The sequence below is a fragment of the Psychrobacillus syltrankelensis genome, assembly GCF_055454035.1.
The window spans coordinates 958,571-972,911 of record NZ_CM144227.1 but is presented as its reverse complement, the minus strand read 5'-3'; the positions used below and the strand labels follow the sequence as shown (position 1 = coordinate 972,911).

Sequence of the window (14,341 nt, the reverse complement as noted above, 5' to 3'; positions counted from 1 at the left end):
GTATTTCTAAGCTAGTTCGCATAAAATAGTAATGAGACGTTGTGAAGGAGGATATCATATGTCAGAAGAAATGAACTTAGTCGACACACATGAGTTTAAAGAAGGAGATCTAGTGAAAGCGACGGTTGCGCAAGTAGATGAAAAGTCAGCAATCGTAACAATTGAAGGTGCACCTTTTGATGGTATAGTTCCGATAAGTGAACTATCTAGCTTGCATATTGAAAAAGCATCCGACGCCGTTTCCATTGGTGATGAACTAGAACTAATGATCACAAAAGTGGAAGATGCTAATTTTGTACTTTCTAAACGAAAAGTAGACGCGGAAAAAGCATGGGACCATTTAGAGAAACAATTCCATTCAGGTGAAATTATCGAAACAGAAGTAAAAGAAGTAGTAAAAGGTGGATTAGTAGTAGATTTAGGTGTGCGTGGTTTTATCCCAGCGTCTTTAATTGAAGATTATTTCGTGGAATCGTTTGAAGATTACAAAGGTAAAGTATTAACTTTTAAAATCGTTGAATTTGAAAAAGATAAAAATCGCCTAATTCTCTCTCATAAAGCAGTTTTAGAAGATGAGAAAGCTGTAAGCAAACAAAAAACACTTGAAAATATCCATAGTGGAGATATATTAACAGGTACTGTACAGAGAATTGCTTCTTTCGGCGCTTTCGTGGATATTGGTGGGGTAGATGGCCTTGTTCATATTTCCCAAATCTCCCACGATCACTTAGAGAATGTTGGAGATGTGTTATCAGAGGGACAAGAAGTAAGTGTAAAAGTCTTATCAGTAGATAGAGATTCTGAAAGAATTTCTTTATCTATAAAAGATACGCTACCAGGACCTTGGGCAGATATTGAAGATAAAGCATCTAAAGGTGCAGTGTTAACAGGGACTATTAAACGTATTGTTTCTTACGGAGCTTTTGTAGAAGTATTTCCGGGCGTAGAAGGACTTGTTCATATTTCACAAATAGCTCATAAGCATATTACGACACCTCATGAAATACTTAAAGAAGGCGAAGAGGTTCAAGTGAAAGTACTAGATGTAAATAGTACTGATAAACGTTTATCTTTAAGCATAAAAGATTTAATCGAAAATGAGAACGATTATAATTTAGAAGATTATCAACTACCAGAAGAGTCTAAAGGTTTCTCCATAAGTGATGTACTAGGAGACAAGCTAAAAGATTTTACAAATAAAAACTAAATGAGTTAATTTCATAAATAGCATTTAATAGCATTTAATTATTAAAAAAGAACAAATGATTATTTTATTGATTGGAGCGACAGGCGGCGACTCCAGCCGGAGGCCAACAGGATGTTGGTCACGAAGGCGTTGCCACACGATGTGGCGCTCTTAGCCTTTGTTCCTCTGTGAGACAGATGAGCCATCACAAACGACGCGAATGCGGCGGTGTTGGCTCATCGCTCACCCCGCGGAAAGCGTCCGCCGATAGCGGAAATCAACTTGATTTATGAAGAGTATATTATATATATTCTCATATTTCGCTTTAATATTGTTCATGTTTTATGCTATAACTTTGAATTATGAAATTGAGTCAAATATTAATAAATACCCTGCAGGCGATTTTATAAAGTCGCCTGCTTTTGTCATTTTGTTGTATAATACAAAATAGACGAAGTTGGAAGGATGAATAAGTAATGACAAAACCAGTAGTAGCAATCGTTGGTAGGCCAAATGTTGGCAAATCAACTATATTTAATCGTATCGTAGGAGAACGTGTATCCATAGTTGAAGATATTCCTGGAATTACGCGTGATCGTATATATAGTTCAGCAGATTGGTTGACACACGAATTTAACATTATCGATACGGGTGGAATTGAATTAAGTGACGAACCCTTTTTAGAGCAAATTAAGCAACAAGCAGAAATTGCAATGGACGAAGCAGATGTAATTATATTTTTGACAAATGGTCGTGAAGGCATAACAAGTGCTGATGAGTATGTAGCAAAAATATTATACAAAACAAAAAAACCTATTGTATTAGCGGTAAATAAAATCGATAATCCCGATATGAGAGAGATGATTTACGATTTCTATTCTCTTGGAATGGGTGAACCATTTCCTATTTCAGGGTCTCATGGACTTGGGCTTGGAGACCTCTTAGATGAAGTTGCTAAAAACTTTCCTGAACCAAATGATCAAGAATATGGGGAAGAGGTCATTAAGTTTTCTTTAATTGGAAGACCAAATGTAGGGAAATCCTCCCTTATTAATGCATTCTTAGGACAAGACCGAGTAATAGTAAGTGATATTGCTGGTACTACAAGAGACGCAATTGATACAGAATATTCATTTGATGGGCAAGAATATGTGATGATTGACACTGCAGGAATGCGTAAAAAAGGTAAAGTGTATGAAACGACAGAAAAGTATAGTGTACTTAGAGCATTGAAAGCAATAGAACGTTCTGATGTCGTTTTAGTTGTATTAAATGCCGAAGAAGGTATTCAAGAGCAAGATAAGAAAATTGCAGGGTATGCACATGAAGGTGGAAAAGCTGTAATTATTGTGATGAATAAATGGGATGCTATCGAAAAAGATGATAAAACAATGAATGAAATGACAAAATCAATACGAAAGCATTTTCAATTTTTAGATTATGCACCAATTGTTTTTGTTTCTGCTAAAACAAAACAACGTGTTCAAGCTATCTTACCGGTTGTAAATAGAGTGAGTGAGAATCACTCACTTCGCGTTCAATCATCTGTATTAAATGAAGTGATTGAAGATTCGGTTGCTCGTAACCCAGCTCCAACAGATAAAGGGAAAAAATTACGTATTTACTATGCGACGCAAGTGGCTATTAAACCACCAACGTTTGTTGTTTTTGTAAATGAACCTGAAATGATGCATTTCTCCTACGAAAGATTTTTAGAAAATCGTATTCGTGAATCATTTGATTTTGAAGGAACTCCTATCCGAATCATTACTCGTGCAAGAACTTAATCATATAAGTGTATATTTAGCTATGTAACATATATAGTGACGAGTAAACGAAGGTAAATGTTCTCAATTTCAAAGAATGCTGAAATGCCTACACTTTGGTTTGAGGCTGACACCGGCTGAATTAAGTAGCCTCCGGCGATTGATACAGATTTTTCCGAGCATACTCGTGAAATTTTTGGGCAATTCGCCGAGGCTTAATTGATAGGAGTGTAAATTGGATGGAGAAAATAACTGTGCTAGGGGCGGGTAGTTGGGGTACAGCGCTTGCTATGGTATTAGCTAATAATAATCATGATTGTCTTTTGTGGTCACATCGAGAAAACCAAGCGATGGAAATAAATTTTGAACATACAAATAAAAAGTATTTACCAAATACAATACTTCCAAATAATTTACGTGCTACAAATGATTTCGGGATAGCTATTACTCATGCTACAACCATAATAATTGCTGTACCAACAAAAGCTATTAGAGAAGTTTGTCAGGAAATGAAAGATTTACTGACTGAAAAAAAACTATTGGTTCATGTGTCTAAAGGAATTGAACCAAATTCATTAAAACGGATATCTGAGATGATTGAGGAAGAATTACCTACTAAATTAGTAGAGGCAATTGTAGTACTTTCAGGGCCAAGTCATGCAGAAGAAGTTGTATTACATCACCCAACAACAATTACTGCTGCGAGTGAGAATTTAAAAGCTGCCAAAAAAATCCAAGACCTATTTATGAATAACTCTTTTAGAGTGTATACAAATGATGATGTTATTGGTGTAGAAATAGGAGCAGCCTTAAAAAATGTAATCGGACTTGCAGCTGGTATTGTAGATGGATTAGGTTATGGTGATAATGCAAAAGCTGCACTTATTACAAGAGGTTTAGCGGAAATTTCAAGACTTGGTATAAGTTTAGGTGCCGAAGCCTATACCTTTTCGGGTTTAACAGGTATGGGAGACTTAATTGCCACATGTACGAGTGTACACTCCCGAAATTGGAAAGCGGGTAATTTACTTGGCAAAGGTGCGACACTTGAGGCAGTCCTTGAAGAAGTAGGGATGGTAGTAGAAGGAGTTCGTACAACAAAAGCTGCTTATCAGCTTGCTCAAAAACAACAAGTGAGTATGCCTATAACTGAAGCCCTCTATTCGGTATTATTTGAAAATGTAAATCCGAAAGAAGCTGTGGATAATCTTATGATGCGCACTAAAAAGCATGAGTTAGAGGATTATAAGACGTTTTAATTTTATAGATTATCTTAGCATCTATTGTAAGTTAGTTCAGAAAAAAGACTTTGCATCCAAAGTATCTAGCTTGGGATACTCCTTAGAGAAGTGTTTACTATAAGTCTGAATAATTCTACCAAAATATAAAGGTATAAAAAAACAAATTGGGTTGTACAAATTGCAACTCTTTTTTGATGTGTAATACTTCTAATTTTTAGAAAGGTGAGGGATAGCCAATGTTATTAGTTACATCGATGGAAAAAATGTGGATTTCATTTGGTTCTATGGGTAGTTTATTTTTAGCCATGTTGTTTATGTTTTTTGTTAAAACAAAATTTCAAAATAAATTCTTTAAAGCTATATTTGGTTTAGTCGCATACATATTGTTATTTATCGGTTTCATTACAATGGTATATATAATCTTTAATCCAACAAAAGCTTAGTAAGGAGATTCGAATGAAAAACTTAAAATTTTTAGCAATTTTACTTTTAGGAGTGCTTATTTTAACTGGTTGTGGCTTTAAAAGTGGACAACAGCCCGAAAATTTATTGCCTTATGAAGATCAGCTAACCGCGGTTCAAACCGCAGTTAATAGCTTTAGAGAAGATTCTGGTGGCCTATTACCGATTAAAACTCGAGATATGGAAACAGATCAATATATCAAATATCCAATCGATTTTACAAAGATTATTCCAAGATATATGGGTAAGTCACCAGCCAACTCATATGAAGCAGGTGGAATTTATCAGTATGTTTTAATGGATGTTGATGATAATCCAACAGTAAAATTGGTAGATTTGCGAATAGCAGATACACTGCGTGACATTAATTATCGTAAAGGCATTAATGGTTATGGTCCGATTGCAGAAACAATAGCAGATGGGGTATATAAGCTAGATTACAACAAGATGGGCTACAAAAATGAGTTGTCCGTACAAAGTCCATACTCAGATACACATTTACCATTAGTAGCTACTGGAGATGGGAAAATGTATGTAGATTACTCGATCGAACTAAATCATATTCTACAAGAAAACAAAACAAAAGTAATACCGGGCGAGGACATCCGTCATTTGCTCACGGATAACTTTGCAATCGTTCCTGCATATTCACTTCCCTATACGGTAAATGAAAAAAATGAACCAGTTTTTATGTTATCCAAATAATCAAATGAACGTTTCATGTGTATGCATGAAACGTTTTTTTTGTGCATATATTAAACTGCGAAGAAAGGAGAGTATCCATGTCAAATAAACTTTATGAACAAATAGCTGAGCGTACTAATGGAGATGTGTATCTTGGTGTTGTAGGGCCAGTTCGAGTTGGTAAATCTACTTTTGTGAAACGAGTAATGGAGCTTGTAGTTATTCCTAATATAAAAGAGGAATCAGAAAGATTGAGAGCACAAGATGAGCTTCCACAAAGTTCACCAGGTAACGTAATTATGACCGCTGAACCAAAGTTTGTTCCTGCCCATGGAACCAATATTTATCTTGGAGAAGAACAATTACGTTTACAAATTAGATTAGTAGATTGTGTTGGTTATATGATTGATGGCATTAAAACTCATTCTGGAGAAGAAGGGCAAAAACTTGTGCATACACCTTGGCATAGTGAAGCCATTCCATTTGAAGAAGCTGCAAGAATTGGCACTGACAAAGTGATTAGAGATCACTCTACTATTGGGATTGTAGTAACAACAGATGGTTCAGTAAATAATATTCCAAGAAAAGCAGCAGAAAGTGCAGAGCAACAAATCATTGCACAATTAAAAGAAATAGGTAAACCATTTGTTATTGTGTTAAACAGTAAAATGCCTGGTCATGCAAATACAATTCAATTATGTGAAGAGTTGCAAAAAGAACATGAAGTACCTGTTATTGCAGTAGCTGTGGATAGAATGACTGCTGAGGAAATTCAATACATACTCCAACAGGCGCTTTATGAATTCCCAATTACAGATATTGAACTCATTAAACCAGATTGGACCGACGTCTTAGAACCAGATCATTTTGTAAACAATGCGATCACTTCTTCTTTACAAGAATGGCTTCAAATAGTGTCAAAAATGAAAGATGTGAAAGAGCTTGCATCTAGATTTAAACAAGTTCCCTTCATCCAATCAGCAGATGTAGTAGAAGCGAACCCGGGACGAGGCTCAGCATGTATACAAATTGGCTTAAAACCAGAAGTTTTCCAAGAAGTTTGTGATGAATGGTTAGAAGAGCCTATTCAATCCAAAAAAGATTGGCTCTTATTCGTAAAGGAAGCTTCGACTGCTAAAAAAGCCTACCATAAATTTTCGGAAGCATTAGAGGCAGCAAGAACACATGGATACGGGGTATCGCTCCCAACGCTTCAAGATTTCCAACCCTCAGCACCGGAAATTATAAAGCAAAATAATTTCTACGGAGTTAGTCTAAAAGCAAAAGCTGCATCTCTTCATATAATTCGAGTAGATATGGAGGCAGAGTTTGCTCCATTAATTGGTTCCGAGTTTCATAGTCAGCAGTTACTAAAAGATTTAAAACATGGTTATTTACATGATCGGGATGCATTATGGCAAACACAAGTTTTCGGCACTTCTCTTGTAGAAGTAATGAAAGAAAGCTTACGTTATAAAACAGAAAATGTTTCCGGTATAGCTAAAAAGAGAATGCGTGAAACAATTGAAAGAATGGTTAATGAAGGGGATAGAGGCTTAGTTACGTTTATTTTATAAGCATATGGAGGGTTACTAAGACAACTCTTAGAAATCCCTCCATTTATTTTTGTTCATTACTTTTAAACAGATGAGCGTAAAAAACTTATTTGTCATGAACAGGTTGATTTCCTGCGACGAGCAGATGACAGCTAAAAGATTACCAAAAAGAGGTAAGTTGTGACTAAAGTCACGACCTGCCTCTTTCATTAGCTTTCGGTAATGATATAGCCAAATCTGTCCATAGCCCTCAGGAAAAAGGTTTGGTACTTAAAAGGTGATTGCGTTTTTCTTTTTTCATAAATCACAGTAAATAACGGGTAACGAGAGTATAGAATACTCGGACTTTTGTCATTTTACTTGTAACGGGACTATTCTTGTCTATGTGAAAAGTCCCGTTATTTCATCAAAAACACTTTTTTTTGCTTAAAGTTCCTAAAAGACGTACAAATAGTGTTGCGTAGCCTTTTTGGTTGTGATACTCTTTTTACAGGATTGAAGCTATCTTCCTTTGAGAGGAGGTGAATGTTATGAATAAAACAGAATTAGTGAATTCAGTTGCTGAAGCGGCAGATCTTTCTAAGAAAGATGCTTCAAAAGCAGTTGAAGCTGTATTTGAATCAATTCAAACTGCACTTGCAGATGGTGAAAAAGTTCAATTAATCGGTTTTGGTAACTTTGAGGTTCGTGAACGTGCTGCACGTAAAGGTCGTAATCCTCAAACTGGTAAAGAAATCGACATCGCTGCAAGCAAGGTACCTGCATTTAAACCAGGTAAAGCGCTTAAAGACGCAGTTAAATAACTGATGTTGTAGTACATAGAACGGCTACCATGAAGCTATCTTCACGGTAGCCGTTCTTTTCATTCACTAAATAACATAATAGACATGATACTTATACATAATTGAAAAATATTTATTATATTTGATTGGTATGCTAAGATGCTAATGACATATTACGAAGTTTGGTTTAGGGGGGATAACAGATGACAAATGTCGATCTGAAAAAAATAGAAGAGGCAGTTAAAATGATCTTAGAAGCTGTCGGTGAAGATCCTACTAGAGAGGGATTACTTGATACACCAAAAAGAGTATCTAAAATGTATGCTGAAATGTTTGAGGGCTTGCATCAGGACCCAAAAGAATATTTTAAAACTGTTTTTAACGAAGAACATGAAGAACTTGTTTTAGTAAAAGATATTCCGTTCTTTTCGATGTGTGAGCATCATCTCGTTCCTTTTTACGGTAAAGCACATGTTGCTTATATTCCAAGAAATGGAGTTGTGACTGGGCTAAGTAAACTAGCGAGAGCGGTAGAAACAACTGCAAGACGTCCTCAACTTCAAGAGAGAATAACTTCCTCAATTGCTGATGACATCATGGAAATGTTAAACCCTCACGGTGTTTACGTAGTAATTGAAGCAGAGCATATGTGCATGACAATGCGTGGAATAAAAAAACCGGGTGCTAAAACTGTTACTGCTGTTTCGAGAGGTATTTTAGAAAACGATGAAGTTAAACGTTCGGAAATATTATCTTTCATTCAGATGAGGTAACAGTTTTGGATGAATGGGATAGAATATGGTATGATAAAAAAAGACTGTGAACAAAGGAGACTTTAAAATGTCTAGTTCAGATTTTATCGTAATCAAAGCAGAAGAAGATGGAGTTCATGTAATAGGATTAACTAGAGGAACAGATACTAAATTCCATCATTCTGAAAAGCTTGATACTGGAGAAGTGATGATCGCTCAATTTACGGAACATACTTCGGCAATGAAAATTAGAGGTAAAGCGTCCATTCAAACGGCTAATGGCGTGATTGAAAGTGAATCTAAGAAAATGTAGTAAACTATATAAAAGATTACCGCGGTTGAGAAATGGAGTAAAGTGTATGAACGAAGCATTGATATTACAACATGTGGAAACTTATAAAAAGAATATTCTTATGCAACTTCAACAAAACACTTTGCAAAAATACACTGGCAAACCTGTAATTGATGAAGATCGTTTGTTTTTCACAATCTTACCACTACTTAATGAGGAGATATGGGACAAATCAGTAGAGATATCTGCAATCGCTGTGTCTCTTATATTTTCTGCTCTTGCTGCACATGATTTAGTAAAAGAAGAAAATGCGACAGCTAAAACACAACAATTACAAGTATTAGCTGGAGATTATTATAGTGGTCGATACTATCAACTTTTAGCAAAAGAAAATAAAATTGAGTTAATCCAACAATTGTCTAATAGTGTTGCAATTATTACAGAGCATAAATCTAGATTTTATGATCTAGAGGATTATACATTGGAAGAATTAATTCAATCTATTCAACAAATTGAAAGTAAACCAATTGAACGATTTTTAGAATATTATGCTTTTCATGAATACGTATTTATCATGAAAGAAGCATTATTACTAGCAGCTTTAAAGAAAGAGTTAGCTGCCTTCGAAAAAAATGAAAAAACATTTTATATAAGTAAATCGAAAACTTTTCAAATGAATATGGGTGCTCTACGCCGTGAGATTGAAAAAATCGAGTATACACTAGTGCGGGATGTTCGAACCTCAGAATTATTATCTGAATCCTTAAAAGATGCAATTTTAGAGCGAGTGAGCAAACATTCACTGGAAAAGCAGTTGAGAGAAGGGTAAAAAGTGGGAAAATCAAAAGAGCAATATGTACATGAAGTTTTTGAAAAAATCTCAAGCAACTATGATTCTATGAATTCTGTTATAAGTTTTCAACAACATATAAAATGGCGTTCTGATACAATGAAAGCAATGCAAGTGAAAAGAGGAAGTAAAGCACTCGACGTTTGCTGTGGTACTGCAGATTGGACAATTGCATTAGCAGATGCTATTGGATCTAATGGAAAAGTAGTCGGATTAGATTTTAGTCAAAATATGTTGAATGTAGGAAAAGAGAAAGTAAAAAATATATCACAAATTGAGTTGGTACAGGGAAATGCAATGGAGCTACCTTTTGAAGATAATTCATTTGATTATGTGACAATTGGTTTTGGTCTTCGAAATGTGCCGGATTATAAACAAGTATTGGAAGAAATGAGTCGTGTAGCTAAACCGGGTGGTATGGTCGTTTGTTTAGAAACTTCGCAACCAGATTCTAAATTATTTAATTTAGGCTTTCGCCTATACTTCCGTTATATTATGCCTTTGTTTGGTAAACTATTTGCTAAAAGTTATAAAGAATATTCATGGCTACAAGAATCAGCAAGGGACTTTCCAAATAGAGAAGCATTATCTCGATTATTCGAAGGAGTAGGTTTACAGAAAGTTTCAAGCAAACCTTATAGTGGTGGAGCAGCAGCAAGACATATTGGATTTAAAAAAGATATTTGAGTGGGAGAAGGTATTATCTGTGGATAAGATGAAGTTAAAATTACTTTATTCCGATTTAAAATCGGATTTAGATGTCATCGAAAAAGAACTAGCAACTGCAGTGAATTCTTCATCTCACTTATTAAATGAAGCTTCTCTTCATTTACTTCTAGCTGGAGGAAAGCGAATTCGTCCTGTTTTTGTTTTACTTTCAGCAAAGTTTGGTAACTATTCGATTGAATCAATAAAAAATGTTGCTGTCCCCATTGAACTCATTCATATGGCCTCACTTGTCCATGATGATGTAATAGACGACGCGGAAACAAGAAGAGGAAGAGAAACGGTAAAAACTCAGTGGAATAATCGGGTAGCGATGTACACTGGAGATTTTCTCTTTGCTAGAGCGATAGAATACATAACAGTATTAGATAATACATATGCACATGAAGTTTTGTCTCATACGATGGTGGAGCTTTGTATAGGTGAAATTATACAAATAGAGGATAAACATATATTGGAACAAAATGTTCGAGACTATTTAAGAAGAATAAAGAGAAAAACAGCTATTTTAATCTCGGCAAGTTGTGAACTTGGTGCTATTGCTTCTGGAGCAGATAAAAAAACGATTCGACATTTAAAACGATTTGGCTATTATATAGGTATGTCTTTTCAGATCATTGATGATATTTTAGATATTACTTCGACAGATGAGCAACTAGGCAAACCAGCTGGAAGTGATTTACTACAAGGTAACATTACATTACCTGTTCTATATGTAAAGAATGAACCAACTATCGCGCCATTATTAAAGGAAATGTTAGATGGGATTATTTCAGAAGATAACAAGCAAAAGCTATTAACAGAAATTCGTAATTCCGACGCAATTAATCTTGCTAAACAAGTAAGTAATATGTACTTGCAAAAGGCATTGAATGAAGTAAAGCAATTGCCTACAAACTCTGCGAAAAAGTCTTTACAAAATATCGCCTTGTTTATGAGTAAACGTAAGTTTTAATCTTATTCAATGAAGATAAGATTATTTCTTCCGAAAGACTCTTAAAAGTTTAGATGATAGTCTAATTAGCAGGAAAAGTTAATTTTTTATGTGATGAACTTAAACCCGCTACGTTAAGTCTAAATTTAATTTGAAAATAATGCATCATAGTGATATTATTTGTAACGGTGGAGAAATTATCCCCTTATATATTTGAAGGAGTGTTAATCATGGAAAAAACATTTTTAATGGTAAAACCTGATGGCGTACAACGTAACCTAATCGGTGAAATCGTAAATCGTTTTGAGAAAAAAGGATATCAATTAGTTGGAGCAAAATTAATGCAAATTCCAACTGAATTAGCAGAACAACATTATGGCGAACATAAAGAACGCCCATTCTTCGGTGAATTAGTAGAGTTCATCACTTCTGGACCAGTTTTTGCAATGGTTTGGGAAGGTGAAAACGTTATTTCAACTGCTCGTCTTATGATGGGTGCTACAAATCCAAAAGAATCGGCTCCTGGAACAATCCGTGGAGACTTTGCAGTAACTGTTGGAAAAAATATTATTCATGGTTCTGATTCACCTGAAAGCGCTGAACGTGAAATTGGTTTATTCTTCAAACAAGAAGAACTAGTAGCATACACTAAAGAAGCTAACAACTGGATTAACTAACCTAAAAACAGGCACGTTGCCATTATGCAAATAAAATATCTCTGAAATGACAGTCAAATTGTTCATATTTGACTGTCATTTTTTATAGAAAAAGGACAAAAATAATACAAATTGGGCTTTCGTATAGCGACTGGAAATTTTTGATCGGAAAAAAGATAATGTGACCGGATAAATAATTTTGTGACCGGATAATAATTTTTCTGTCCACAAAGGAAAATTTCTGACCATCCAGACAATTAGCGGAAATTTTCGGCATTTCTAAGTAACTCTTTATTAAAAGGACCGGACGTCTTTTTACCCGGTTTTTCTTATGTCCTAAATGTTCAGAATACGATATACTTTATAATAGGTATTTTGAAAGGAACGATGTTATTGTGCCAGACTACATAAAATTTGTGGAAGCTATCAAATCTAAAACAGGTATCAATCTTGCAGCGTATAAAGAAGCGCAGATGAAACGCCGACTTACTTCGTTATATGAAAAAAAGGGATTTAAGAACTTTGTAGAGTTTTTTAATGCGCTTGATAATGATAGAGACTTATTGAATGAGTTTTTAGATCGAATGACAATTAATGTGTCCGAATTTTACCGGAATGGGAAGCGTTGGGAAGTTTTGCAAAATAAAATATTTCCTAAACTATTAGCTGAAAATAAACGGTTGAAAATCTGGAGTGCTGCTTGCTCCACAGGTGAAGAACCATATACAACTGCAATGGTATTATCAAATTATCTTCCTCTTTCCCAAATTTCTATTCATGCAACAGATTTAGATGAAAATGCAATACATAGGGCCAAAGTAGGGATATATCCTGAGCGCTCACTGGCAGAAGTGCCAAATGATATGAAGACTAAGTATTTCGAGAAACAAGGCCAGTTTTATAAAGTAGAAGATGTGATAAAAAAGACGACCAATTTTAAAAAGCATAATTTATTAAAAGATACATACGATAAAAATTACGATTTGATTATTTGCCGAAATGTAATGATTTATTTTACAGAAGAAGCAAAAGATCAAATTTATCAAAACTTTAGTAATTCACTCCGTTCAGGTGGTATTCTATTCGTTGGAAGTACAGAACAAATCTTTAATCCAGGAAAATTTGGTTTTGAGATAGAGGACACATTTTTTTATCGAAAAAAATAATTTGAAACTGTCCGAGGAAAATCGGACAGTTTTTTCTATACACTGAAATAGATTTTATGATATAGTGGAACAAATACTTTAGCGAGTTGAAGGGGGAAAGTGTTGTGCGTTATTTAACTGCAGGTGAGTCACATGGACCACAACTAACAGCAATTATTGAAGGGTTACCAGCACAATTAGAAATTACGAGTGAACAGATTAATAAAGAACTTAAGCGTAGACAAGGTGGTCACGGTCGAGGAAGAAGAATGCAAATTGAAAAAGATACAGTTGCTATAACTTCTGGGGTTCGGCATGGTAAGTCATTAGGATCTCCCGTTTGTCTTGTCGTAAACAATGATGACTGGAAACATTGGACGAATATTATGGGAATTGAGCCCCTTGGAGAAGAGATTGATCCAGAGGATATTAAAAGACAGATTTCTAGACCCCGACCAGGTCACGCAGATTTAGTCGGCGGAATGAAATACGGGCATCGTGATTTACGGAACGTTTTAGAACGTTCTTCAGCTAGGGAAACAACTGTCCGTGTTGCAGTTGGAGCAGTCGCTAAGCAATTACTTAAACAGTTGGGAATATCAATAGTTGCTCATGTAACTAAAATTGGTGGGATTGAAGCGGATTTGAATATAGCAACGGGCAAAACTATTGAAGAAATTCGAGCGATTGTAGAAGCAGATTCGGTATACTGTTTGGACCCAGTAGCTTCTGCAAAGATGGTCGAAGCAATTGATTTTGCTAAAAAAGCGGGCGATACAATAGGCGGAGTAGTAGAAGTAATTGTTACTGGAATGCCAGCAGGTGTAGGAAGCTACGTCCATTACGATCGTAAGTTAGATGGGAAATTAGCAATGGCAATGATGAGTATAAATGCATTTAAAGGTGTAGAAGTTGGTTTAGGATTTGAAATGGCGAATTTATTTGGAAGTCAAGTTCATGATCAAATTTCTTGGAAAAAAGAAGATGGTTATACTCGGGATACAAACCGTTTAGGTGGATTAGAAGGTGGTATGTCAACTGGAATGCCAATTGTTATAAGAGGAGTTATGAAACCAATTCCAACACTCTATAAGCCGCTTCAAAGCGTTGATATTGAAACAAAGGAACCGTTTAAAGCAAGTATTGAACGTTCTGATAGTTGTGCTGTACCAGCAGCATCTGTTGTAGCAGAAGCAGTCATTGCATGGGAAATAGCGGCAGCTGTTTTAGATACATTTAATGGAGACCAATTAGAAACTTTAAAAGCAGATATTGAACGGCACAGAGTATATACAAAGGGGTTTTAACT

The 14,341-nt window shown here is 35.2% G+C and carries 15 protein-coding genes; all 15 read left to right on the top strand.

Annotated elements, in window-relative coordinates; genetic code table 11:
* Positions 1-58: 58 nt before the first annotated feature.
* The 15 genes from rpsA to aroC all read left to right on the top strand — a co-directional run bounded on the left by rpsA (position 59) and on the right by aroC (position 14,339).
* A complete protein-coding gene (gene rpsA, locus ACTSKG_RS05005) occupies positions 59-1,207 on the top strand; it encodes a 30S ribosomal protein S1 (RefSeq protein WP_464757044.1) in 1,149 nt (382 codons plus the stop codon).
* A 455-nt stretch (positions 1,208-1,662) separates the two neighbouring features.
* On the top strand, positions 1,663-2,973 hold the full coding sequence (gene der, locus ACTSKG_RS05000) for a ribosome biogenesis GTPase Der (protein ID WP_464757043.1): 1,311 nt from the start codon (positions 1,663-1,665) through the stop codon (positions 2,971-2,973).
* Between the two features lie 218 nt (positions 2,974-3,191).
* Complete coding sequence (locus tag ACTSKG_RS04995) at positions 3,192-4,211, top strand: NAD(P)H-dependent glycerol-3-phosphate dehydrogenase (protein WP_464757042.1); 1,020 nt, start codon at positions 3,192-3,194, stop codon at positions 4,209-4,211.
* Between the two features lie 218 nt (positions 4,212-4,429).
* A complete protein-coding gene (locus ACTSKG_RS04990; protein WP_464757041.1) occupies positions 4,430-4,636 on the top strand; it encodes a DUF2768 domain-containing protein in 207 nt (68 codons plus the stop codon).
* A gap of 13 nt (positions 4,637-4,649) precedes the next feature.
* Positions 4,650-5,360: a hypothetical protein gene (locus ACTSKG_RS04985; RefSeq protein ID WP_464757040.1), complete on the top strand. Its 711-nt coding sequence runs from the start codon at positions 4,650-4,652 to the stop codon at positions 5,358-5,360.
* 77 nt (positions 5,361-5,437) lie between these two features.
* Positions 5,438-6,916 (top strand): stage IV sporulation protein A, encoded by a 1,479-nt coding sequence (spoIVA, locus tag ACTSKG_RS04980; protein WP_464757039.1) that lies wholly within the window; start codon positions 5,438-5,440, stop codon positions 6,914-6,916.
* 509 nt (positions 6,917-7,425) lie between these two features.
* The gene (locus tag ACTSKG_RS04975; RefSeq protein WP_144536905.1) at positions 7,426-7,698 is read left to right on the top strand and encodes an HU family DNA-binding protein; all 273 of its coding nucleotides are present in this window, start codon (positions 7,426-7,428) and stop codon (positions 7,696-7,698) included.
* Between the two features lie 182 nt (positions 7,699-7,880).
* Positions 7,881-8,450 carry a GTP cyclohydrolase I FolE gene (folE, locus tag ACTSKG_RS04970; RefSeq protein ID WP_464757038.1) on the top strand — a complete coding sequence of 190 codons (570 nt, stop codon included), beginning with the start codon at positions 7,881-7,883 and terminating at the stop codon, positions 8,448-8,450.
* A 67-nt stretch (positions 8,451-8,517) separates the two neighbouring features.
* A complete protein-coding gene (gene mtrB / locus ACTSKG_RS04965; protein WP_464757037.1) occupies positions 8,518-8,742 on the top strand; it encodes a trp RNA-binding attenuation protein MtrB in 225 nt (74 codons plus the stop codon).
* A 46-nt stretch (positions 8,743-8,788) separates the two neighbouring features.
* A complete protein-coding gene (locus ACTSKG_RS04960; protein ID WP_464757036.1) occupies positions 8,789-9,550 on the top strand; it encodes a heptaprenyl diphosphate synthase component 1 in 762 nt (253 codons plus the stop codon).
* Between the two features lie 3 nt (positions 9,551-9,553).
* Complete coding sequence (locus ACTSKG_RS04955; protein ID WP_464757035.1) at positions 9,554-10,258, top strand: demethylmenaquinone methyltransferase; 705 nt, start codon at positions 9,554-9,556, stop codon at positions 10,256-10,258.
* A gap of 19 nt (positions 10,259-10,277) precedes the next feature.
* Positions 10,278-11,252 carry a heptaprenyl diphosphate synthase component II gene (gene hepT / locus ACTSKG_RS04950; RefSeq protein ID WP_464757034.1) on the top strand — a complete coding sequence of 325 codons (975 nt, stop codon included), beginning with the start codon at positions 10,278-10,280 and terminating at the stop codon, positions 11,250-11,252.
* A 209-nt stretch (positions 11,253-11,461) separates the two neighbouring features.
* Complete coding sequence (gene ndk / locus ACTSKG_RS04945; RefSeq protein WP_387580125.1) at positions 11,462-11,908, top strand: nucleoside-diphosphate kinase; 447 nt, start codon at positions 11,462-11,464, stop codon at positions 11,906-11,908.
* 374 nt (positions 11,909-12,282) lie between these two features.
* Positions 12,283-13,053 carry a CheR family methyltransferase gene (locus ACTSKG_RS04940; RefSeq protein WP_464757033.1) on the top strand — a complete coding sequence of 257 codons (771 nt, stop codon included), beginning with the start codon at positions 12,283-12,285 and terminating at the stop codon, positions 13,051-13,053.
* Between the two features lie 104 nt (positions 13,054-13,157).
* Positions 13,158-14,339, top strand: coding sequence for a chorismate synthase (gene aroC / locus ACTSKG_RS04935; RefSeq protein WP_464757032.1), 1,182 nt, complete (start codon positions 13,158-13,160; stop codon positions 14,337-14,339).
* Positions 14,340-14,341 lie beyond the last annotated feature (2 nt).

What these genes read in the sequence shown, in the direction of transcription:
- rpsA (WP_464757044.1), top strand. Translation starts at nt 59, where the DNA reads ATGTCAGAAGAAATGAACTTAGTCGACACACATGAGTTTAAAGAAGGA.
- der (WP_464757043.1), top strand. Translation starts at nt 1,663, where the DNA reads ATGACAAAACCAGTAGTAGCAATCGTTGGTAGGCCAAATGTTGGCAAA.
- ACTSKG_RS04995 (WP_464757042.1), top strand. Translation starts at nt 3,192, where the DNA reads ATGGAGAAAATAACTGTGCTAGGGGCGGGTAGTTGGGGTACAGCGCTT.
- ACTSKG_RS04990 (WP_464757041.1), top strand. Translation starts at nt 4,430, where the DNA reads ATGTTATTAGTTACATCGATGGAAAAAATGTGGATTTCATTTGGTTCT.
- ACTSKG_RS04985 (WP_464757040.1), top strand. Translation starts at nt 4,650, where the DNA reads ATGAAAAACTTAAAATTTTTAGCAATTTTACTTTTAGGAGTGCTTATT.
- spoIVA (WP_464757039.1), top strand. Translation starts at nt 5,438, where the DNA reads ATGTCAAATAAACTTTATGAACAAATAGCTGAGCGTACTAATGGAGAT.
- ACTSKG_RS04975 (WP_144536905.1), top strand. Translation starts at nt 7,426, where the DNA reads ATGAATAAAACAGAATTAGTGAATTCAGTTGCTGAAGCGGCAGATCTT.
- folE (WP_464757038.1), top strand. Translation starts at nt 7,881, where the DNA reads ATGACAAATGTCGATCTGAAAAAAATAGAAGAGGCAGTTAAAATGATC.
- mtrB (WP_464757037.1), top strand. Translation starts at nt 8,518, where the DNA reads ATGTCTAGTTCAGATTTTATCGTAATCAAAGCAGAAGAAGATGGAGTT.
- ACTSKG_RS04960 (WP_464757036.1), top strand. Translation starts at nt 8,789, where the DNA reads ATGAACGAAGCATTGATATTACAACATGTGGAAACTTATAAAAAGAAT.
- ndk (WP_387580125.1), top strand. Translation starts at nt 11,462, where the DNA reads ATGGAAAAAACATTTTTAATGGTAAAACCTGATGGCGTACAACGTAAC.